Raw genomic sequence first — 21805 nt, forward strand, 5'->3', positions numbered from 1 at the left:
CGACCACGCGACGGGCCGCCGGGGCACCGGATTTCCCGGGCGGCGGCCGACGCTCCCCCGGGGATCAGGCCTCGCCCGACAGCAGGGCCACCACCTGCCGCGCCGTGGCCGCGTCGCGGGCGGCGGTGAACGGCAGTTCGTTGCCCCCGGTGATGCGGAACGGCTCGCCCGTGCGGGTCAGGTGGGTGCCGCCCGCCTCCTCGACCAGGAGGAGACCGGCCGCGTGGTCCCACGCCGCTTCCCAGGAGAAGGCGGTGGCGTCGGACTCGCCGCGGGCGACGGCCAGGTACTCCAGGCCGGCCGAGCCGCAGGGGCGGGGGGCCACCCCCGGGGTGCGCAGGGCATGCAGGTCGCGCTTCTGCTCGTCCGTCGTGTAGTCCGGGTGGGAGGTGGCCACCCGCAGGTCCCGGCCGGGCTCGGGCGGCCCCGCGTACAGCCGCTCGCCGTCCAGGAAGGCGCCCCCTCCGCGTACGGCCGCGGCGAGCCGGTCACCGGCCGGGGCGTAGGTCCAGGAGGCCTGCACGACGCCGCGGTGGGCGAGCGCCACCAGCGTGCAGAAGCCCTCCTCGCCGCGCACGAACTGCCGGGTCCCGTCGACCGGGTCGACGATCCACACCGGGGCCTCGCCGCGTATCGCCCCGTACGAAGCCGGGTTCGCGTGCACCGCCTCCTCGCCGACCACCACCGAGCCGGGCAGCAGGCGGGGCAGCACCTCCGTGAGGTACAGCTCCGCCTTGCGGTCGGCGTCCGTCACCAGGTCGTGCGGGCCCGCCTTCTGGTCGACCTCGTGTGCCGCGAGCCGGCGCCAGCGCGGCATGATCTCCTGCGCGGCCGCCTTGCGGACGGCCTCCTCCACGTCGCCGGTGTGCCGGGCGAGAAACTCGTCGATGGTTTCGTTGTTCTCGATCATGGCTCCATGAGAGCACGCGCCACTGACAACCCCCACCCGGGTGGTGTACTCCGGGTGGAATCGGTACGAACATCAGGTGTACGCGCGCGCCTGCCGGTCAGCGGCCCACCGCGTACCCCTGCATGCCGCGCGGGTTCGCCGCCGCCGACAGCACGCCCGTCTCCGGGTCCCGGGCGACGGCGCACAGCCGACCCTCCGACCACGCCTCCCCCACCGTCACGTCGTGCCCGCGGCGCCGCAGCTCCTCGACGACCTCCGCCGGCATGCGGGACTCCACGGTGACCGAGCCCGCCCGCATGCCGCGTGGGAAGAAGGAACCGGGGAAGCTGTCGTTGTGCCAGTTCGGGGCGTCGATCGCGCCCTGGAGGTCGAGACCGCCCCGCACCCGCGCGCGCAGCGCGACCGCCAGGAAGAAGTGCGTCTGCCACTGGTCCTGCTGGTCGCCGCCCGGGGTGCCGAAGGCCATGACCGGCACCCCGTCGCGCAGGGCGACAGAGGGCGTGAGCGTGGTGCGCGGGCGACGGCCCGGCGTGAGCGAGTTGGGCAGGCCCTCCTCCAGCCAGGTCATCTGGAGCCGGGTGCCGAGCGGGAAGCCCAGTTCGGGCACGACGGGGTTGGACTGGAGCCAGCCGCCGCTGGGCGTGGCCGAGACCATGTTGCCCCAGCGGTCCACGATGTCGAGGTGGCAGGTGTCGCCGCGGGTGCTCCCGTCGGCCGCGACGTCCGGCTCCCCCGGCACCGGGGACGCCGGGCCCTTGGCGACCGTCGGTTCACCGACCCCGAGGGCGTCGAGGCCCTCCCCCTCCACGGCGGCGACGAGCGCGTGGGCGGCGAGCCGCGGGACGCGCCCGCCCGGGGCGCCGGGGCGCAGTTCGAAGGAGGCCTTGTCGCCGACGAGCCGCCGCCGCGCCGCGTTGTACCCGGGCGACAGCAGCTCATCGAGCGGTACGCGGTCCGCGCCGTCGGCGTCGCCGTACCAGGCCTCCCGGTCGGCCATGGCGAGCTTGCAGCCCTCGACCAGCAGGTGGACGTAGTCGGCACCGCCGTGGGCGGGCAGCTCGGGCGGGAGCAGCGCCAACTGCTGGAGCAGGACCGGCCCCTGGCTCCACGGTCCGGCCTTGCACAGGGTCCAGCCGTTCCAGTCGTACGTCGCCGGGGCCTCGTAGTGCGCCGACCATTCGGCGAGGTCGGCGGCGGTGAGGGTGCCGGTGTGGCGTTCGCCGCTGGTGTCCAGGGTGGGCCGCCCGGCCTGCCGTACGAGGGCCTCGGCGACGAACCCGGAGCGCCAGATCTCCCGCGCGGCGTCGATCTCCGCCTCCCGGTCCGCCGCGCCGGCGGCCTCCGCGAGCAGCCGCTTCCAGGTGGCGGCCAGGGCCGGGTTGCGCAGCAGCTCGCCGGGGCGGGGCGGACGGCCGTCCGGCAGGTAGACCTCGGCGGAGGAGGTCCACTCCGTCTCGAACAGCTCCCGGACGGTCTCGACTGTCTCGGCGACGCGCTCCACGGGTGCGTGCCCGTGCTCGGCGTAGCCGACGGCGTACTTCAGCACGTCGGCCAGCGACTTGGTGCCGTGGTCGCGCAGCAGGAGCAGCCAGGCGTCGAAGGCCCCGGGCACGGCGGCGGCGAGCGGCCCGGTGCCGGGGACGAGGTCGAGTCCGAGCCCCTTGTAGTGCGCCACCGTGGCGCCCGCCGGGGCCACACCCTGTCCGCACAGCACCCGCACCTCGCCCCCCGCCGGCGCGAGCAGGATCGGCACCTCCCCGGCGGGCCCGTTGAGGTGCGGTTCGACGACGTGCAGCACGAAGGCCCCGGCGACGGCCGCGTCGTAGGCGTTGCCCCCGTCCTCCAGCACCGCCATGGCCGACTGGGAGGCCAGCCAGTGGGTCGAGGACACCATGCCGAAGGTGCCACGCAGAGTGGGACGAGTCGTGAATTGCATACCTGACCTCGGTGTTGGGCACGTCGACGGGCCTGTGCTCCACGTCGGCCGGTGCCGTACGCGAAGTGGACGCCTGCCATCCTCCCTGTCCGGTCCGAAGGCCCGGAAGAGGGCTTGAGCACTTCGACGGGACCCGACCGGACTTCACAGGCCGGTCACGCCGACCGCCCCCGGTCCGCGAAGACCCAGCGGTTGCCCGCCAGGGCGTCGTTCTCCTCGGGCAGCGGGCCGCGTCCGTGCTGGTGGGTGAAGTCGAAGGGAGTGTGGACCGACGCGGTCCAGCCCCGGTCCCCCAGACGAGCCGCGGAGTCGGGCCGCGGCTCCCGGCTGAACAGGTCGAGCAGGTCGATGCCGAGCTGCCGGCGCGTCGACACGTACAGCGGGCTGTCGCGGTACGCCATCAGGTCCTTCTCGAGCTTGACCTCGTACGCCAGGGTGCTGCCCGGCGCGCTCAGCCGGTCGACCGTGTCGATGAGCGCGGTCTCGGCCGCGTGCGGCAGGTAGAACAGCAGCCCCTCGACCAGCCACGCGGTGGGGGCCGTGACGTCGAAGCCCGTCGCCGTCAGCGCACCGGCCCAGTCGGCGCGCAGGTCGGTCCCGATCGGCACCCGCCGCGCCCGGGGTTCGGCCGACAGGGTGTCGAGGACCCGGTGTTTGAACGCGAGGACTCCGTCCCTGTCGATCTCGAAGACCACGCAGTCGGGGGGCCAGTCGAGGCGGAAGGCCCGCGCGTCCAGCCCGGCTCCCAGCAGCACCACCTGGCGGATGCCGGCGGACCGGACCGAGCGGAGCAGGAAGTCGTCGAGAACCCGGGTCCGCAGACCGAAGTAGCGGGCGAAGCGTCCCCAGAGCGGGCTCGTGTCCCCGCCCGGGGCCTGGTCCAGGCGGACCGGCCAGTGGGCCGACGCCCGAGCGCCCAGAACGAAGTGCTCCGCGTAGATGTCCTGGGCGAGGGCGTCATGGCGGTGGGTCTCGATCGCCCGCGCCGCGGCGACCAGGAGGGCGGTCAGCCCCACTCCTCCCTCCACGCCGTCCGTACGAGTGCCCAGCGGTGCCGTGTCTGCCATGCGTTCTCCCCTGGTGGGTCGGTGTGGGACCGGCGTACGTCGGAGCCGGCGGCCCGGGCGGGCTGCGGCGAGCGGCGTGCTCAGGGCCGGCGGCCGTCCGGGATCAGGACGGGTTTGACGACGCGGCCGGTCTCGCAGTCGCGTTCGGCCTCGTTGATGTCGGCGAGCGGATAGGTGCGGATCAGCTGGTCGAAGGGAAACCGTCCGGCCTGCCACAGCTCGGTGAGGCGCGGGACCAGCAGCCCGGGGACGGCGTCGCCCTCACAGATGTGGAAGATCGCGCGCCCGCGGTCCAGTGTCCCCGCCTCGATCGGCAGGGTGCCGCGGAGCCGTGCCACGAGGCCGAGACGGCCGGTCGGACGCAGCGATCGGAGCGCCTCGTTGATCAGCCCGGCGGACCCCGTGGTGTCCAGCGCGTACGTCGTTCCCCCGCCGGTCAGCCGCAGAATGCGGTCGGACAGGCCGGTCGGCGTGGTGGGGACCGGCAGGGCGTGGAGCCGCTCGGCGAGGGCCAGCCGCCCGGGATGCCGGTCCACGGCGACGGTCACCGCGCCGGCGGCGTGTGCCGCCATCACGGCGGCCAGGCCCACCGCGCCCGCGCCGAAGACGGCGAGGGTGTCGCCCGGGCCGACGCCGAAGGAGTTGAGGACCGCACCGGCGCCGGTGAGGAAGCCGCAACCGAGCGGTCCGAGCAGTTCCAGGGGCAGTGCGGGATCGACCCGTACCGCGTTGCGGGCCGGGACCAGCGCGTACTCGGCGAACGAGGACTGGCCGAACCAGCGGGGCGCCAGGGCGGTCCCGGTGGTGTCGGTGAAGCGTGCGGCGTGCTCCCGGCGCCCGCCGAACAGGTTCAGCGCGGCGAAGGAGTCGCAGTAGGCGGGGGCCGCGCCCATGCAGTTCCGGCAGTGCCCGCAGGAGTCGAAGCTCAGCACCACGTGGTCGCCCGCGCTCAGGCCGGTGCCCGTGCCGCCCGTCTCCACGACGACTCCGGACCCCTCGTGGCCCAGGACCGCCGGCAGGGGTGAGCGGCCGCCCGACTGCCGCACCGCGAGGTCGGTCCGGCACATCCCGCAACCGGCGATCCGGACCAGGATCTCCCCCTCGGCCGGCCCCTCCGCCAGCACGACCTCCTCGACGGTGAACGGGTTCTCGTACGCGCGCAGTACCGCCGCGCCGAACTTCATTCAGGCCTCCTCCGGGCGGTGCACGACGAACGGTCTGAGGTTTCCGTACAGCCCCCACGGCCCGCCCGCGACGCCGACACCGCTGTCCTTGGCACCCGCGAAGGGCTGGGCGAGGGAGAGTTCGGCATGGTGGTTGATCCAGGCCGTTCCGCACTCCAGGCGGTCGGCGACGGCCGCGGCCCGGTCGAGGTCGGTGCTCCACACCGAGCCGCCCAGTCCGAAGCCGGTGTCGTTGGCCGCCCGGACGGCTTCGTCGAGGCTGTCGTACGGCAGGACCGGCAGGACCGGGCCGAACTGTTCCTCGGTCACCACCGGGCTGTCGGCCGGCACGTCGGCCAGGATCGTCGGGGCGAAGAAGTACCCCGGCCGGTCCAGGCGGTGTCCACCGGCCGCGGCCCGGCCGCCGTCCGCCAGGGCCCGGGTCGTGCGCTGCTCGACGCGGGCGAGTTGCGGGGCGTTGCTGACCGGCCCGATGCGTGACGCCGGATCGAGCCCCGGTCCGACCACGGTCGTGCTCGCCCGGTGGGCGAGGGCCTCCACCACCCGGTTGTGGAGCCGGGCAGGGGCGTAAACCCGCTTGACCGCCATGCAGACCTGGCCGCAGTTGCGGAACGCCGCCCAGAACAGCCGGTCCGCGATCTCCTCCACGTCGACGTCGTCGAGCAGGATGGCGGCGTCGTTGCCTCCCAGTTCCAGGGTGACTCGCGCGAGAGAGGCCGCCGCGCCCGCGGCGACGGCCCGGCCCGTGGCCGCCGACCCGGTGAAGGTCACATGGCGGATCCCGGGGTGCGAGGCGAGTCGGGCGCCGAGCGGCTCCCTTCCGGTGACGACCGTGAGCACGCCCTCGGGCAGGGAACCGGCGAGGACGGCCCCCAGCATCCGGGTGGCGAGGGGCGTGGACGGTGAGGGCTTGAGCACCATCGTGTTGCCCGCGGCAAGCGCCGGCGCGAACTTCGCCGACGCCAGTTGCAGGGGGAAGTTCCACGGCACGATCGCGGCGACGGCCCCGATCGACCGCCACCTCAGCCGGCTGTGCACGGGGCGGTCGTCCGTGATCGGCTGCGCCCCGATGTCCAGCTCGGCGAAGTAGCGCAGCCGGGCAGCCGTACGGGCCACCTCGGCATGCGACTCGGTCAGCGGCTTGCCCTGTTCACGGGTGAGGAGCGGGGCGAGAGCGGCGGCGGCCGCGTCGACGGCGTCCGCCGCGGCGAGCAGTGCCGTCCTGCGTGCGGCCGGGTCGGCCCGCCAGCCCGGCCAGGCCGCTCGGGCCCGGTCGACGACCAGGTCCAGTTCCTCCGGCCGCCGGTCGGGGGCCTCGTCGAAGGCTTCGCCGGTCGACGGATCGACGACGGCGAAGTACCCGCCGCGGTCGGTGCTGTGCGCGGGACGTCCGGTCGCCGGAGCCACGGTCAGCTCTGCGCGGCAGCGGCCGCGTGTTCCCGGACGTGCCGGTCCATCTCCGCCCGGAAGGCCGCCACCAGGTGCGGCCGGATCCGGCCCGTGGTGCGGTCCCCTCCCTCGCAGACCGCTCCGCGCACCCCGACGATGTCCGTCTCGATACGGGCCAGTTCACCGAGGTCGCCGGACTTGACACTGCCCGCCAGCGCGGCGAGGAGACCGGAGTCGTGGGCGCGCCGCACGAACTCGGCGCACACGTCGGGCGGAACGTGGTCGAACAGCCGCGTCCCGTCCTTGACCGCGGTGTCGAGCATGGCGGCGTCGGAACCCGAACGGCGAGCGATGTCGGGCAGCGAGAGCGGGTTGACACAGCCGATGCGGTGGGCGTCGGCGTAGCCCGACGCGACGACGAACGCGTCCGCCCTGTGGTCCTTCACCGCTCGGACCACCCCGCGCATGACCTCGACGGCCTGTTCGGGTGTCGTGCACCCGTAGAGGCCGACCTTGATGTAGGTGGCCCCGGACACGGCCGCGCCGAGCGCCGCCTGGGCCACCGTGCCGGGCTTGTACGGCACGTCCCCCACGGTGGCGGAGACCGGCTTGTCCGCCGGGACCGCCGCGCGGATCTCCCTGATGACCCAGGGGTAGTTGGCGCCGAGCGAGCCCTCGTCGGGCTTCTTGACGTCGACGATGTCCAGGTACTCGGCCGCCTTCGCGCAGTCGAGGGCCTCGTCGACACCGTCCGGAGAGATGAGCAGCAACAAGGTTGAGTCCTTCCCCCGCACACCCACCTGCCCCGAGAGCGGATGTACGGATTCGTCCGGCTCACATGCGGTGCGCACATCCTTCCCTCCGGGCGTCACGTCCGGGCAGGGCGCGCGCAGTGCCACGTGGATCGCGGTCACGAGGTGCCCGCGCCCGGCGCAACGCGCCGTCTGCGCCGGGCCGCCCGCGGGTGCGCGGGGGCGCCGTTCCGTCCGGCATCCACGCATGGTCGCGGGTCGTGCGGTGCGTTTCGACGCTGCGCGGGGTTACGGGTTCATCGCGCCGCGGAACAGAACCTCACCCTCCGCGGCGCGCTCGTGAGGTTCACCGAGAGTCACGGCCGGGTCGGGGACTGAACGCCGGGCCGGCTTCCAGCTCCGGGGCCAACAGTTCGGCGACCGTCTGGCGGCGGCGGATCAGGCGGGTCTCGGCGCCGTCGACCAGGACCTCGGGGATGAGCGGCCGGGAGTTGTAGTTGGACGACATGCTCGCGCCGTAGGCGCCGGTGTCGTGGAAGACGACCAGGTCGCCGACGTCGGTGCGGGGCAGCGGAACCGGTTCCACGTCCCCGCCCTCGACCTGGGTGAAGACGTCCCCCGACTCGCACAGCGGTCCGGCCAGGACGGTGTCGCGGGCGTCCGAGGCGCGGCGGGCGCCCGCCGCGTCGAGCACCGAGACGCGGTGGTTGCTGCCGTACATCGCGGGCCGCATCAGGTCGTTGAACCCGGCGTCGACCAGGACGAAGTAGTTGCTGCCCACGGGCTTCTGGGCGCGCACCTCGGCGGCCAGGACTCCGGAGCCGGCCACCAGGAAGCGTCCCGGCTCGATCTCCAGCCGCACCGGGTGGCCGAGTTCGGAGACCAGCTCCCGGCGTGCGGCGTCCCAGAGTTCGAAGTAGCGGTCGGTGTCGATCTCCGGGTCGCCCGGCGTGTACGGCACGGAGAGGCCGCCGCCGGCGGAGATGGCGCGGATGTCCCGCCCGGCCATCCTGACCTGCTTGACCATGGTCTCGCAGACCGACTCCAGGTGACCGTAGTCCACCCCGGAACCGATGTGCATGTGCAGGCCGACCAGGTCGAGCCCGTGCCGGTCGACCAGCGCGAGGCTCTCTTCGAGGTGCTCGTGCCAGATGCCGTGCTTGCTGTGCTCGCCGCCGGTGTTGGTCTTGCGGCTGTGGCCGTGCCCGAAGCCCGGGTTGATCCGGATCCACACCGGGTGGCCCGGGGCCGCCCGGCCCACCTGGTCCAGCATCTGCGGGGAGCCCGCGTTGACGGGGATGCCCAGCTCGACCACCCGGCGCAGCGTGGAGCGGTTCAGCAGGTCGGCGGTGAAGACGATCGGTTCGTCGTCCCCGCCGACCCGGTAGCCGGCCGCGAGCGCCCGCTCGATCTCGCCCTCCGACACGGCGTCGACGTGGACGCCCTCCTCGCGCATCAGGCGCAGGATGTGCAGGTTGGAGCAGGCCTTCTGGGCGTAGCGGATGACGTCGAAGCGGCGCAGCCGGTCGATCTGGGCGCGGATCGTCGCGGCGTCGTACAGCCACAGCGGGGTGCCGTGCTCGGCGGCCGCGGCCGCCAGCCGGGGGCCGTCCAGGGCACCGGGCAGACGGGGCTGCTCTGCGGAGGAAGGGGCGGATGGGGAGGTCATGGTCAGTCCTTCTCGCCGATCATCAGGGCAATACCGAGATCTTCTTCCAGACGGCGCAGGATCTGCTCGGCCGTCCGAACCACGGACGGATGGTCCGGCCCGCGCAGCATGAAGCGGGCCACGATCTGTCCGGCGCTCACCGTCCGGCCGGGTCCGGTGCCGTAGCTGTCGAAGCCGACGACCTCCAGGACGCCGGGCCACTCGGCGATCCGGTCCAGCGAGGCGCCGGGGGCGAGGGTGCCGCCGTCGCGGGCCATCACCTTGCGTCCGCCGACGCAGCCGTCGAGCGTGCCGGGCAGCGCCACCTCCGCGCCGGGTTCCAGGATCGCCAGCAGTCCGGAGAAGATGTCGGCGCCGGTGGCGTGCCGGTAGATGGTGGGCAGCGCGCCGCCCATCACCCGGGGGTTGACCTCGACCAGGACCGGGCCGCGCCCGGTCACCATGATCTCCAGGTGGAAGACGCCCAGGTCCAGGCCGATCGCCCGGCACACGTCGGCGGCGTAGGCGACGCAGGCCGCGGTCTGTTCCTCGGAGAGCGCCGCGGGGATGTAGGAGCCCAGCTCCACCACCTCGTCCTCGGCCCAGCGGAACCGCCCGGACACCGCGAAGGGGAAGAACTCCCCATCCCTGACGCCCAGTTCGACCGAGACCAGGGTGCCGACCAGGTATTCCTCGACGAGGATGCCGCGGGTGAACTGCTCGTGCCACTGCACGGGCACCGCGTCCAGTCCGGTCAGCACCCCGCGGCAGCCGGCGGCGGCCTCCTCCGGGTTGGTGGCCACGTAGGAGAGCAGGCTGTCCGCGCCCGACGGCGGCTTGAGGATCACCGGGTAGCCGATCTCCTCGGCCGCGGCGAGCGCCGCCTCCTCGGTCTCGGCCAGCGCGTGGCGCGCGGAGGCGAGCCCGGCCTTGTCCAGGGCGGCCCGGCACCGGTCCTTGCGGCGGGCGGTGAGGACGCCGTCGGTCGCCGTGCCGCGCAGACCCAGTTCGCGGCAGGCGACGGCGACCGCCTCGGCGCTCAGCTCCAGCTGGGCGGTGACCACGTCGATGGGGTCGGCCGCGTGGCGGGCGGCGAGGACCCGGGTGACGCTCTCGGCGTCGGTGGTGACGAGGTTGTCGACCAGGTGGTCCACCGAGCCGACGATCCGCAGGTTCTTCTCGGTGGGCGGATAGAAGGGGTCGGCGGACTGGAGGTAGGTCACCCGGTGACCGGCCTCCTTGGCCAGCCGGATTGCTTCGAGCGCGGCGGGGTTGGAGTCGACGAACGCGATGTGCATGGGTTCTGCCTAGGGGTCGCGGGAGGAGGGAGGGCCGGGGCGGTGCGGTGCGGGGCGGTCAGAGGGTGACGGGCAGGAGGTCGGCCAGGTCCGGCACGGTGCCCGGCGCCGCGGCCGTGTACCGGGCCTCGACGGCGGCGGCGAGGCCGGGCACCAGGGGCGCGGCGTGCTCGGCGGCGGCCCGGAGACCGGCGACGGCGAGTCCGGGGTCGTCCGGCGCCCTGGCGGCGAGCAGCGCGAGCAGGTTCGCGGTGGTCTCGGCGGCCTGCCGCATCGAGAAGGTCTCCAGGGTGTAGGCCCGCCGCATCCGGTCGCGGTAGCGGTCCAGGACCGCACCGGTCCCCGGCCCGGCCGTCACGGGCCGCCCCGTGTGCGGGGCCAGGGCCGCCGCGACGCTCTGCAGCGGCCGGTGCAGCCGGGTGCGTACGGTGTCCAGGAAGTCCGCCTCGGTGAAGTTGGCGGGCTGGTGCTCCGGGTTGCCGAGCGCGAGGTGGAAACGCACGTTGTCCGCGCCGTACTTGCCCACCAGGTCGCGGGCCCACACGAGGTGGCGGCGGCTGGTGGAGAACTTGGCCCCGTCCAGGTGGTAGAACTCGTTGGTCACGATCGCCGCCGGCTCGGTCAGTCCGCCGTGCGCGAAGGTGAGCCCGAGGTGGGCGAAGGCGAAGTAGAACGTGTTGTCGTAGCCGAGGAACTGCACGAGTTCGAAGCCCGAGTCCGCGGCCCACACGCCGGGCGGCGTCGCGGGGCCGCGGCGGGCCCGCGCGGCCTCCGCCATGTGCCTCAGGCCCGGCAGCATCTCGGCCCAGACGTTGAAGACCTGGCCGTCGAAGCCGTCGATGCCGACCGGGATGCCCCAGTCGGCCGGGTAGCTGACCGGGAAGTCGGGCAGCGGCCGGGAGAGCATCTCGTCGACGAAGCGCAGCACGTGCGGGCGCATCGTGGCCCGCCGGGCGCGGTAGAACTCGGTGAACTGCTCCCGGTACTCCTCCAGCGGCAGGACCAGGATCTCCGTCTCGCGCGGCTGGGTGGGGGTGGCGGGCCCGGCGCCGGTGCTCGTCGGGAAGAGCAGGGAGTCGACGTCGTTGGGGTGGCCGCAGTTCTCGCAGATCGCCCCGCAGGTGCCGACCAGGCACTCGGGGCAGTACCCGGTGGCGAAGGCCTCCAGGAGGTAGCGGCCGGTCCGCCCGCAGTACGGGAAGGTCCAGGTGCGGGTCTTGAGCCGGCCCGCCCGGTACAGGCCGGTGAAGAACTCCCGCACCTCGGCGCGGTAGGCGTCGTCGGGGCTGGTGAACGCGTCGATGTCGATGCCGGCGAGTTCCAGCGTGCCGACGATCTCGCGGTTGCAGCGCGCCGCCAGCTCCACCGGGTCCAGGCCGAGCCGCTCGGCCGTGGTGACCACGTACGTCTGGTGGTCGTCGCCGCCGGACGCGTACAGGACGGTGTGTCCCAGCATCCGCTGGGCGCGGCTGAAGACGTCGGCGCCCAGGTAGGGCCCGGAGAGGTGGCCGACGTGCAGGTCGCCGTTGGTGGTGGGGGGTGTGGCGGTGACCAGGAAGCGGCGCGGGGCCGGTGTCATCGGTCCTCCCCGTGGGCCTGCCCGGCGGCCGGGGCGGCGCCGAAGGGACCGAGGGACCAGACCGACACCATCTCCAGTTCCTCGGTGTCCGAGGCGTTCTCGAAGTGGTGGCGCTGGTGGGCGCCGACCACCAGGGCGTCGCCCGCGGCGATCCGCGTCCGCTCCCCGTCGACCTCGGCGTGGCCGCTGCCGCGCACCACGTAGAAGTGCTCGTGGTCCTCGTGGGAGTGCGGGGTGGTGGCCGTGCCCGGCGCGACGGTGCACACCCCCATGCCGGTGTCCGAGGGGCCGCTGGACTCCCAGGGCAGGATGCGGCGGAACGCGCAGCCGTACTCCTCGTTGACGAGGGCGTCGGCCCGCCGCTGGATCCGGATGCCGCTCATGCGTGGACTCCTTCGAACAGGGGGGTGGCGAGGTCTTGGTGGCCGGCGGCCGGGGTGTCGAGGACGGCGTCGAGGATGTCTCCGGCGCGGTGGGCGAGCAGCGACAGCAGGGTGCTGGTCAGGCCGTGGGTGTGTTCGGCGGCGCCGTGCAGGAAGATCCGCGGTGCGAAGCCCTCGTCGGTGCGTACCGAGTAGTCGCGGTCGACGAGCAGTTCGCCGTCCCCGTCCCTGAGCAGGTACGGGTCGACGCCGGTCAGCAGGCCGCGCGCCTCGCGGAAGTCGTAGCCGGTGGCCAGCACGACCGCGTCGTGGCGTTCGCCGCGTTCCTCGCCGGTGAGCAGGTCGCGCAGGGTGGCGGTGACCAGGCCGTCCTCGGTGCGGGCCCCGGTCAGTTCGGTGAACCGGCTCAGGTGCAGCCGCTGCCCGCCGTGCACCTGCTGGTCGTAGAGGAGTTCGGCGACGGCGGTGATGTCCTCGTCGTCGACGGCGGCGTAGTTGGTCGCCTTCAGCTCCGCGAGGATGCCGCGGCGGCGCTCGGGTCCGGCGCCGTGGAACAGGTCGACGGAGGCCGGGTCGAAGATGGCGTTGGCCAGGGCGCTGCTGTTGGCGGGCATCAGCGCGAACCCGCGGTGCGCCAGGGTGACGTCCGCCGCCGGGAACTCGCCGGCCAGGTACTGGAAGATCTCCGCCGCGCTCTGTCCGGCGCCCACCACCAGGAAGCGGTAGGGCAGTTCGCGGCCGCGATCGTGGAAGGGCCGGATGCCGCCCAGGAAGGAGCTGCTGTGCAGGACGGTGCCGTCCCGGAGGGTGCCGGGCTCGACGCCGGGCGGGACGATCGGGGTGCCGCCGGGTGCCAGGGACACGTGGTCGGCGGAGACGGTGTGCCGGGTGCCGTCCGGGCCGCGGTGGTCCACCTCCAGGCGGGTGACCCGTCCGTCGGGGCCGGTCACCGGGCGGATCGCCTCGGCGGTGCTGCCGTAGGTGACGTAGCCGGCGAGCCGGTCGGCCGCCCAGCGGAAGTAGTCGACGTACTCGCGCCGGGTCGGGTTGAGCGTGCCCAGGTTGAGGAAGGGTTCCAGCCGGCCCTTGGACACCAGGTAGTTGACGAAGCTGTACGGGCTGGTCGGGTCCCTGGGGGTCACCAGGTCCTTCAGGAAGGCGACCTGCATGCGGGCGCCGGGCAGCAGCATGTCGGGGTGCCAGGAGAAGGCGTCCCTGGATTCCAGGAAGTGCAGGGACGTCCCGGCGGCGGCCGGTCCGGCCGAGGCGTGCAGCGCGCTCATGGACAGGTGCGAGGGCCCGTAGCCGACGCCGAGCAGCCGGTGGTGCGGGTGTCCCCCGCGCGGGGCAGTGGTCATGGTGTTCCTCTCCGCCGGGTCAGTCGGCCTGGACGGCGGGGCCGGTGCGGTCGTCGTCCAGCGGCCGGTAGTGGGCGTAGAACTTCTTGGTGGGCTCCAGGACCTCCCAGGTGCCGGTGAATCCGGCGGGGACGACGATGGTGTCGCCGGGGACGAAGGTGCGGGCGTTGCCGTCGTCGTCGGCGATGACCACCCGGCCGTGGAGCATGTGGTAGAACTCGTCCTCCTCGTACACCGCGCGGAACTTGCCCGGGGTGCTCTCCCAGATGCCCGAGGTGAAGGCCCCGTCGGGACTGGTGAAGTGCAGGGTGTTGGTGATGGCCAGCTCGCCGGAGATCCAGCGGTCCGGGCCCTTGCGCACCTGGCGCACGTTCTCCGGCTCGGACTCGCCGAGGACCACGATGTCCTTGATCGTTCTGCTCGTCATGCCGATCCCTTCGCTGTACGGGTGTGAAAGAGTTCCGCGAGCCGCCGGGCGGCACCGTCGCGGACCACGGAGTAGTGCGTCTCGGGCAGGGGGGCGACCCGCGCGCCGGGCGGTACGAGACCGGCCGGGTGCAGGTGCAGCGGCGTCAGGCCCCCGAAGGCGTCCGGTCGTTCCCGCTCGGCGGGTACGACCAGGAGCGGGCAGTCCCGCGGCAGGGGCCGCGGGCGGTGGTCGAGCAGCAGCCGGTACAGGGCCCGGTACTGGTCGTAGAGGCCGCGCAGGGCGTCGGCCGGCTCCCGGGGCAGGTGGGTGGCGGCGAGGTGTCCGAAGGGGTCCGGGTGGCCGGCCGGTACGGCGATCTCCGCGGCGCCGTCCCGCTGGCCGAGATAGTCGGTGAAGAACCCGGCCGCGGCGGCCCGTTCGTCCAGGTCCGCGCCGTCGGTCGCGGCCACGAAGCTGTCGACCAGGGTCAGCGAGAGGGGCTGGACCAGGTCGGTGCGGCGGGCGGTCTCCGCCGCGAGGACGCCGCCCATCGACCAGCCGAGGAGGTGGACGGGCCGCCCCAGGGCCGCGACCGCCCGCGCGTACTGGTCCGCCAGTTCGGTCAGGGTCGCGGGGAGCCGGCCGCTGGGCGGGGCCTGCAGTCCGTACACCGCGTACGGGGCGGGCAGCGCGTCGATCAGGGCGCGGTAGCCGAGGAGGTGTCCGCCCACCGGGTGGACCAGGACCACCGCCGCCCCGTCGCCGGGTCTGACCGGCACGAGCAGGGTGTCGACGTGCCGGTCGAGCAGCGCGTCCTGGCCCGCGACGGTGCTCGCCTCGAAGAGGCTGGACAGCGGCAGCCGGACGCCGAACTCCTCCTCGATCCGCCGGACCAGCCGCACCGCGGAGACCGAGCTGCCGCCGCTGGCGAAGAAGTCGTCGTCGACCGACCGGACGGCCGTGCCGCACACCTCCTGCCACAGCCGGGCCAGCGCCGACTCCCGCTCGGTGCGCGGTGCGCGGCCGGACGCGGCGGCCCGGTCGGCGTCCCCGCGCCCGGTCCCCGCCGCGTGTTCCTCGGCCAGGGCGAGGAGGGCGCGGGCGTCGCGCTTGCCGTTGGCGGTCAGCGGGAGGGCGGCGACGGTGTGGAAGGCGCTGGGCACCGCGTACGAGGGCAGGGTGGTGCCCAGCCGGGCGCGCAGCGCCGCGGGTCCCGGGACCGGCTCGCGGTCGGTGCGAGGACCGCCGTCGGTGCCCGGGCCGCCGTCTTCCTCCGCGACGAGGAAGGCGATCAGGCGGGCGGCGGCACCGGTGCCGGTGACGACGCAGGCCGCGGCCCGGACGCCGGGCTGCGCCGCCAGCTGCTGCTCGACCTCCAGGAGGTCCACCCGGTAGCCGCGCACCTTGGCCTGGCTGTCGAGCCGGCCGAGGAACTCCAGGGTGCCGTCGGGCCGGTAGCGGGCGTGGTCGCCGGTGCGGTACAGCCGCTCGCCGGTGCGGGGGTGGGTGGGGAAGCGGGCCGCGGTCAGTTCGGGCTGCCCGTAGTACGCCGTGGCCAGGCCGTCACCGGCGATGAAGAGCTCGCCGGGCACCCAGTGGGGCACGTCCGCGAAGCCCGCGTCCGCGTCGAGGACGTGGTAGCGCTGGTTGGCGAGGGGCAGCCCGTACGGCACGGACTTCCAGGACGGGTCGATCCGGTCCACGACGTGGTAGTTGGACCAGATGGACGCCTCGGTGGCACCGCCCAGGGCGACCACCTCGGCCTTGGGCGCGGCCCGCCGGACGCGGTCGGGCAGGCCGAGCGGGATCCAGTCGCCGCTGAGCAGGACCAGCCGCAGTCCGCCCAGGACGTCGGCGGCGCGTTCGTCACCGAGGTGGTCGAGGAGCATGTCGAGGAGGGCCGGGACGGTGTTCCAGACGGTGGCGCCGCTGTGCCGCACCCAGTGCGCCCACAGGTCGGGGTCGGGGCGGGCGGCGCAGGGCGGCACGACGACGGTCGCGCCGGCGCACAGGGCGCCGAACAGGTCGAAGGCCGAGAGGTCGAAGTGCAGTTCGGACAGCGAGAGCAGCCGGTCGTCCGGGCCGACGCCGAAGCGCTCCACCATGTCCTGGACGGTGTTGCGCAGCCCGCCGTGCGGGATCGCGACGCCCTTGGGGGTGCCGGTTGAGCCCGAGGTGAAGATGACGTACGCGAGGTCGTCGGGGGCGGGCACCGGCAGCGGCAGGGGCTCGCCGGGGTGCCCTGGGGCGTCGAGGGCGAGCACGTGGACGGGCCGTTCCAGCTCCGCGAGGAGCCGTGCCCCCTCGGCGTCGGCCAGCACCCTGCCGATGCCGTGCCGGGTGAGCAGCGCGTCGAGCCGGGCGGGCGGCCAGTCCACGCCGAGCGGTACGTAGGCGCCGCCGGCCGCGACGACCGAGAGCGCGGCGAGGTACTGGCCGGGGCTCTTGCGGGCCAGCACGCCGACGAGTTCGCCGGGTGCCGCCCCGGAGGCGGCCAGCGCGGCGGCCGTGCGCCCCACCCGGTCCGCGGCCTCGCGGTAGGTGGTCTTCCCGTCCGCCCCGTGGAGGGCCGTGCGGTCGGGGGTGCGCTCGGCGCCCTCGCGCAGCCCGTCCAGGACGCCGCCGCCCGGGAGGTCGCGCGCGGTGCGGTTGGCGGCGGTGCGCGCGGCCAGCAGGGCCCCGGGCAGCGGCGGCGGGTGCGGGGCGGCCCAGGGGGCGTCGTGACCGGCCAGGCGGCGCAGCAGGTCGGCGTGGGCCGCCGCCAGCTCGTCGACCAGGCCCTCGGGGAAGGCCTCGGCCACGTGGTCGAAGGTGCAGACGAGTTCCCCGTCCTCCTCGGAGACCTGGTGGTCGAGGAGGACCTGCGGGGTGTGCATGGACTTGAAGACCAGCTCCCACCCCTCGGCCCGCAGGTGCGGGGGCAGCGCGTCGGACGCCGCGTCGTCGAGTCCCGAGGCGAAGACGAACGGGCTGCCCACCGCTGCCCCGGGGCGCTCTCGGCGGGCCCGGCGGGCCACCTCCACCCCGGACAGCCAGGCGTGCGGCAGGTCCGCCATCAGCCGCCGTTGCAGGGCCCCGGCGCGCTCGGCGAAGGTGTCGCCGGTGCCGTCGCACTCCAGCAGCAGCGTGCTGCCGAAGTTCCCCACGCACGCGGCCGGGGCGGGGTCGGTGCCGTTCGGGCCGGCGGCCAGCATGGCGCGGGTGGCGACGAGGACGGTGAGGGTGAAGGAGGGCCGGCCCGACCAGCGGCGCAGCACCTCGGCGTAGGCCGCGCACAGCACGGAGTTGGCCGACAGGCCGGCGCCGCGGGCCTGTTCGCGCAGCGCCGCCCACACGGGCGCGGGCAGTCGGTGGCGGACCCGGGCGAAGCGGGCCCGGGCCGGGCGGGACAGGGTCGGCGGGGTCGGCGGGCCGGGCAGGACGGGTGTCCGGCGCTGCCAGTGCGCGACGGCGTTGCGGTGGGCCTGGCTGTCCCGGTGGGCGGCGAGGGCCTCGGTGTACCGGGCGAAGTACCCGCGTTCCACGGGCGGCCCGGCGAACGCCCGCCCCTCGTAGGCGTCGGCCAGGTCGCGGCAGAGCAGCCCGATGGAGCGGGCGTCCAGGACGAACAGCCGCAGGCAGAGCAGGACGAAGGTGGTGCCCCGGGCGGAGTAGACCGCGCAGCCCAGTTGGGGACCGTCCGCCAGGCCGGGCAGGAGTGCGGCCGCCGTCTCCCGTTCCCGGTGGAAGGCCGCGCGGGCCTCGGCGGCGTCGAGGTGGCCCCAGTCGACCAGGGCCGGGCCCCAGCCGTCGTCGAGCGGGACGACCCGTTGGCGGCCGTCCGGGCCGACCGCGGCGCGGAGCATCTCGTGCCGGGTGAGGACCGTGCGCAGCGCCGCGTGCCAGCGTCCGGTGTCGAGGCCCGGCACCTCGAAGCCGTGCGCGATGTACGCCGGGGTGGCCAGTTCGGGGAAGTCCGACTCGCCGACCTGATAGGCGCTCTGGAGGTCGGTCACCGGGAAGGGGCGCCCGGACGGCCGGGGCTCCGGGTCCGCGGCGGCGACCCGGGGCCCGGGCAGGCCGGGATGGGCGGTGATCGCCGCGAGGACCGGCTCCTTCGCGGCCGTGAGGCGGTCGAGGAGCTCCTCGGGGGCGTCCGGCGGGGCGTCGACGGACAGCCGGCCGCGGCGGGCGCGCACCGTGACGCCCTGCTCGGCCAGTTCGCGAAGGAGCGCGAGCGGGTCCCGCTCCCCCGCACCCCGTTGTGTGTCTTCCACCTCGCCGTACCCCTCCGACCTGTGTCCGTCGTCGTCGCCCCTGTGGTGGCCCCGCCCGCGACGGGGCCACCGCCTTCGTCCGGTTCCGTTACCGTCCGGTGCCGCCGTCCCCGGCCGCGTCGCCGTCCGCGGCCGCGTCGCCGTCCCCGTCCGCGTCCGCGGCGAGCCGGTGGACGGTGCCGTCCTCGGCGAACAGTTCGCTCAGTTCGAAGTCGAAGCCCTCCGCCTGGGCGAGCGCCACCAGCCGCATGGCCGCCAGCGAGGAACCGCCCAGCGCCAGGAACGGCGTGTGGACGTCGACCTGCTCGACCTGGAGCACCTGCGCCCAGATCGCGGCCAGCGCGATCTCGTCCTCGGTGGTGGGGGCCGTGGTGACCCCGGCGGCCGCGGCGGTGCCGCGGGCCGGGAACAGCGCCCGCGCACCGGTGTCCGCGGGCCGGGGTTCGGCCGCCGGGCCGGGCCGGTGCGCCGCGATGTGCTCGGCGAGCTTGCCCACCGGGGCCGTGCCGCCGTCCGCGATGGCCTCCAGGACGCCGCGGAACGCGCCCAGGATGCGCTCCACCGACTCCGCGTCGAAGAACGCCAGGTCGTACTTGACCTGGAAGAAGAGCTGCTCCTCGGGCATCGCCTCGATGGCGAACGGGTAGTTGGTCCAGCCGACGTAGCGCTCCTGGCGCACGTCGACGCCGCCCCGCCCGGTCCACCCGGTGCCCCGGGGGAAGTTCTCGAAGATCAGCAGCGACTCGAACAGGGGCTGGCCGCTGGGCAGGTCGGTGCGCTGCTGGATCAGCGGCAGCGGGTAGTGGTCGTGGGAGCGGGCGGCGACCTGGGTGCGCTGGATCTGCTGCAGCCAGCGGCCGACGGGCTGCTCGGGCTCCAGGTTCACCCGCATCGGGAGGCTGTTGATGAAGATGCCGACGATGTCCTCGACCCCGGCCAGCCCCACCGGGCGGTGGGTGATGGTGATGCCGAAGCAGACGTCGTCCTGGCCGCTGCACCCGCCCACGACCACCGCCCAGGCGCCCTGTACCAGGGAGTTCAGGGTCAGCTGGTTGGCGCGGCCGTACGCGAGCAGCCGCTCGGTCAGCTCCTCGCCGAGGTCGAGGCGGGCCTCGGCGTGCATCTCCTGCGAGCTGGCGGAGAGGCCGAGCTGCGCGGAGCGGCCGATGACGGTCGGACGGCGGAAGCCGGCCAGCCGCTCCAGCCAGTAGTCCCGGGCGCCCTCGATGTCCTCGTGCTCCAGGAAGGACACGTAGTCGCCGAAGGAACGCGTGGGGCGCAGTTCGGGCAGCCGTCCCTCGAGACCGGAGTGGTAGATCTCCAGGGAGTCGCGCAGCAGGACGAAGAGCGACCACGCGTCGAGGATCAGGTGGTGGTAGCTCATCACCAGCTTGTACGTGGTGGCGCCGAGCCGGACCATGGTCAGCCGGAACAGGGGCGCCCGGTCGTAGGGGAAGCCGCGGCGCCGGTCCTCGTCGAGGTAGCGCTCCAGCAGCTCCTTCTGCTCCGCCTCGGTGCGGTCGGACCAGTCCAGGACGGTCCAGCCCAGCTCGGCGGTGCGCTGCACGGCCTGGAGCGGTTCGGACAGGCCCTTGGTGGCGATCCAGACCCGCAGGATCTCGTGCCGGTCGACGACCTGCTGCCAGGCCCGGTGGTACGCGTCGAGGTCGACCTCGCCGTCGACCGCGTACAGGAACTGCTCGAAGTAGACGCCGGAGTCCGGGTCGAGCAGCGAGTGGAACAGCATGCCCTTCTGCATCTCGGTGAGCGGGTACACCGTCTCGATGCCGTCGGGGTCGGCGGCGGCCGCGCGCACCGCGGCCAGGTCCTCCTCGGCGAGGGTGAAGCCCTGCGGGTCGAGGGAGCCGGCCGGGGCGGGGCCGGTGTCGCCCTGTGCCGCCATGAAGGCGGCGGTCTCGGCGACGGTGGGGGTGGCGAAGACCTGGGTGGCGCTCAGGCCGATGCCGTCGCGGTTGGCCTTGGCGCTGATCAGGAAGCCCTGGATGGAGTCGCCGCCCAGCGCGAAGAAGTTGTCGTGGATGCCGACGGCGGGCAGGTCCAGGGTCTCGGCCCACAGCGCGCACAGGTAGCTCTCGAGTTCGTTGCGCGCGGCCGTGTAGTCCTCGGCCAGTTCCAGGTGGGCGCCCGGCAGTTCGTGCAGGGAACGGCGGTCGACCTTGCCGTTGTGGGTGAGCGGGATCGCGTCGATGACGGTGAAGGCGGCCGGGACCATGTAGTACGGCAGCCGGTCGCCCAGGTGGGCGCGGATCGCGGCGGCGGTGGGCGGCTCCCCGTCGCAGGTCAGGTGGGCGACCAGCCGCTGGTGTCCGCCCGCGCCGCGCAGCCCGGAGGCGACGGCGCCGGTGACGCCGGGGACTTCGAGCAGCCGGGCCTCGACCTCGCCCAGCTCCACCCGGTAGCCGGCGATCTTGACCTGGTCGTCCATCCTGCCGAGGAGTTCGAGGCGACCGTCCTCGGACTGCCGGGCCAGGTCGCCGGTGCGGAACACCCGGCCGCCGTCGGTGTCGGCGAACTTCTCGGCGGTGAGCCGGGGCAGCCGGTCGTAGCCCTCGGCCATGCCCACGCCGGCCAGGCACAGCTCGCCCGTCTCGCCCGGCGGGACCGGGCCGAGGTCGGCGTCGAGGATCCGGGGGGTCAGCTCGGCGGGGTGGCCGACCGGCACGAAGCCGTCGTACACGGCGCCGGGCAGGCACTCCCAGTAGGTGCTGTAGAGGGCCTCGGTGAGTCCGTAGACGTTGAACAGCCGGGCGGACAGGCCGGTGGCGAAGTACTTCTCCGGCAGCGCGCCGGGCATCACGTCGCTGCTGCAGAAGACGTACTTCAGCGAGGTGTTGGCGGCGAAGCCGGGGTTCTCCAGGATGCCGGAGAGCAGCGCCGGGACGACCATCAGCGTCGTCACGGAGCCGCTGTTGATCAGCTCGACCAGCCGGTCGGGGTCCTTGTGGTCGCCCGGCGGGACGATGACCACGGTGCCGCCGGAGAGCACCGGCCAGAACACCTCGCGGACCAGGTTGGTGATGCTGAGGGTGGTGCGCAGCAGCTGGCGGTCGCCGGGTTCGAGCGGGAAGGTGCGCTGGAGCCAGCGCTGTCCGCTGAGCAGGGCCCGGTGGGTGAGCATCACGCCCTTGGGGGTGCCGGTGGAACCGGAGGTGTAGAAGATGAACGCCAGTGCGTCCGGGGCGAGTTCCACCGGCTCGGTGAGCGGTTCGGCGGCCTCGTCGAGCAGGTCCTCGACGGCGAGCTGCCGGGTGCCGTCGGGCGCGGGCCCGTCGAGGAGGGCGCGCTCGGTGACGACGATCGTGGCGCCCGAGTACTCCAGGATGGTGGCGCGGCGCTCGGCGGGGTCCTCGGGGTCGACCGGGACGCAGACACCGCCCGCGCGCAGGATGCCGAAGAGTGCGGGGAGCAGCGCGAGGGAGCGCGACATGTGCAGTCCGACCCGGCTGCCGGGGCGGACTCCGCGGGCGACGAGGGCCGCGGCGACCCGGTCCGCCTCCGTCTCCACCTGGCCGTAGGTGGCCGACGAGTCCGAGAGGAGGGCTGCCGTGCGGGTGGGGGCCGAGGCGGCCTGCGCCGTGAGCAGGTCATGCAGGAACGACATGCGTGGACACCATT

The 21805-nt window shown here is 74.1% G+C and carries 14 protein-coding genes; all 14 read right to left on the reverse strand.

The features are described from left to right. Nucleotides 1-64: 64 nt before the first annotated feature. The 14 genes from Sru02f_RS26155 to Sru02f_RS26220 all read right to left on the reverse strand — a co-directional run bounded on the left by Sru02f_RS26155 (nucleotide 65) and on the right by Sru02f_RS26220 (nucleotide 21791). Nucleotides 65-910: an inositol monophosphatase family protein gene (locus Sru02f_RS26155; protein WP_109028445.1), complete on the reverse strand. Its 846-nt coding sequence runs from the start codon at nucleotides 908-910 to the stop codon at nucleotides 65-67. A 97-nt stretch (nucleotides 911-1007) separates the two neighbouring features. Next, nucleotides 1008-2846, reverse strand: coding sequence for a gamma-glutamyltransferase family protein (locus Sru02f_RS26160; RefSeq protein ID WP_109028444.1), 1839 nt, complete (start codon nucleotides 2844-2846; stop codon nucleotides 1008-1010). Nucleotides 2847-3001: 155 nt separating this feature from the next. Next, complete coding sequence (locus tag Sru02f_RS26165) at nucleotides 3002-3913, reverse strand: class I SAM-dependent methyltransferase (RefSeq protein ID WP_109028443.1); 912 nt, start codon at nucleotides 3911-3913, stop codon at nucleotides 3002-3004. An 80-nt stretch (nucleotides 3914-3993) separates the two neighbouring features. After that, nucleotides 3994-5097: an NAD(P)-dependent alcohol dehydrogenase gene (locus Sru02f_RS26170; protein WP_109028442.1), complete on the reverse strand. Its 1104-nt coding sequence runs from the start codon at nucleotides 5095-5097 to the stop codon at nucleotides 3994-3996. After that, complete coding sequence (locus Sru02f_RS26175; RefSeq protein ID WP_109028441.1) at nucleotides 5098-6504, reverse strand: aldehyde dehydrogenase family protein; 1407 nt, start codon at nucleotides 6502-6504, stop codon at nucleotides 5098-5100. Nucleotides 6505-6506: 2 nt separating this feature from the next. Continuing rightward, complete coding sequence (locus tag Sru02f_RS26180; RefSeq protein ID WP_109028440.1) at nucleotides 6507-7259, reverse strand: (5-formylfuran-3-yl)methyl phosphate synthase; 753 nt, start codon at nucleotides 7257-7259, stop codon at nucleotides 6507-6509. A gap of 325 nt (nucleotides 7260-7584) precedes the next feature. Next, the gene (gene lysA / locus Sru02f_RS26185; RefSeq protein ID WP_109028439.1) at nucleotides 7585-8907 is read right to left on the reverse strand and encodes a diaminopimelate decarboxylase; all 1323 of its coding nucleotides are present in this window, start codon (nucleotides 8905-8907) and stop codon (nucleotides 7585-7587) included. Between the two features lie 2 nt (nucleotides 8908-8909). Next, entirely contained in the window at nucleotides 8910-10184 is a 1275-nt protein-coding gene (locus Sru02f_RS26190; RefSeq protein WP_109028438.1) for an ATP-grasp domain-containing protein, read from the reverse strand. Nucleotides 10185-10242: 58 nt separating this feature from the next. Then, nucleotides 10243-11763, reverse strand: a complete 1521-nt coding sequence (locus Sru02f_RS26195) for a class I tRNA ligase family protein (RefSeq protein WP_109028437.1) — start codon at nucleotides 11761-11763, stop codon at nucleotides 10243-10245. Beyond that, nucleotides 11760-12146 carry a cupin domain-containing protein gene (locus tag Sru02f_RS26200; RefSeq protein WP_109028436.1) on the reverse strand — a complete coding sequence of 129 codons (387 nt, stop codon included), beginning with the start codon at nucleotides 12144-12146 and terminating at the stop codon, nucleotides 11760-11762. The genes Sru02f_RS26195 and Sru02f_RS26200 overlap by 4 nt, the downstream gene beginning before the upstream one ends. Then, nucleotides 12143-13504 (reverse strand): lysine N(6)-hydroxylase/L-ornithine N(5)-oxygenase family protein, encoded by a 1362-nt coding sequence (locus tag Sru02f_RS26205; RefSeq protein WP_109028435.1) that lies wholly within the window; start codon nucleotides 13502-13504, stop codon nucleotides 12143-12145. Before Sru02f_RS26205 ends, Sru02f_RS26200 begins: the two co-directional genes overlap by 4 nt. 19 nt (nucleotides 13505-13523) lie before the next feature. Continuing rightward, nucleotides 13524-13931, reverse strand: a complete 408-nt coding sequence (locus Sru02f_RS26210; RefSeq protein ID WP_109028434.1) for a cupin domain-containing protein — start codon at nucleotides 13929-13931, stop codon at nucleotides 13524-13526. Beyond that, entirely contained in the window at nucleotides 13928-18169 is a 4242-nt protein-coding gene (locus tag Sru02f_RS26215; protein ID WP_109028433.1) for a non-ribosomal peptide synthetase, read from the reverse strand. The genes Sru02f_RS26210 and Sru02f_RS26215 overlap by 4 nt, the downstream gene beginning before the upstream one ends. A gap of 88 nt (nucleotides 18170-18257) precedes the next feature. Further along, nucleotides 18258-21791: a non-ribosomal peptide synthetase gene (locus Sru02f_RS26220; protein ID WP_109028432.1), complete on the reverse strand. Its 3534-nt coding sequence runs from the start codon at nucleotides 21789-21791 to the stop codon at nucleotides 18258-18260. Nucleotides 21792-21805: the final 14 nt, after the last annotated feature.

Source organism: Streptomyces rubrogriseus, from assembly GCF_027947575.1.
In the GTDB taxonomy this organism is placed as follows: Bacteria; Actinomycetota; Actinomycetes; order Streptomycetales; family Streptomycetaceae; genus Streptomyces; species Streptomyces rubrogriseus.

Coding starts and splice junctions, on each gene's coding strand:
- Sru02f_RS26155 (WP_109028445.1), bottom strand. CDS start 910: ATGATCGAGAACAACGAAACCATCGACGAGTTTCTCGCCCGGCACACC.
- Sru02f_RS26205 (WP_109028435.1), bottom strand. CDS start 13,504: ATGACCACTGCCCCGCGCGGGGGACACCCGCACCACCGGCTGCTCGGC.
- Sru02f_RS26160 (WP_109028444.1), bottom strand. CDS start 2,846: ATGCAATTCACGACTCGTCCCACTCTGCGTGGCACCTTCGGCATGGTG.
- Sru02f_RS26165 (WP_109028443.1), bottom strand. CDS start 3,913: ATGGCAGACACGGCACCGCTGGGCACTCGTACGGACGGCGTGGAGGGA.
- Sru02f_RS26190 (WP_109028438.1), bottom strand. CDS start 10,184: ATGCACATCGCGTTCGTCGACTCCAACCCCGCCGCGCTCGAAGCAATC.
- Sru02f_RS26210 (WP_109028434.1), bottom strand. CDS start 13,931: ATGACGAGCAGAACGATCAAGGACATCGTGGTCCTCGGCGAGTCCGAG.
- Sru02f_RS26220 (WP_109028432.1), bottom strand. CDS start 21,791: ATGTCGTTCCTGCATGACCTGCTCACGGCGCAGGCCGCCTCGGCCCCC.
- Sru02f_RS26200 (WP_109028436.1), bottom strand. CDS start 12,146: ATGAGCGGCATCCGGATCCAGCGGCGGGCCGACGCCCTCGTCAACGAG.
- Sru02f_RS26195 (WP_109028437.1), bottom strand. CDS start 11,763: ATGACACCGGCCCCGCGCCGCTTCCTGGTCACCGCCACACCCCCCACC.
- lysA (WP_109028439.1), bottom strand. CDS start 8,907: ATGACCTCCCCATCCGCCCCTTCCTCCGCAGAGCAGCCCCGTCTGCCC.
- Sru02f_RS26170 (WP_109028442.1), bottom strand. CDS start 5,097: ATGAAGTTCGGCGCGGCGGTACTGCGCGCGTACGAGAACCCGTTCACC.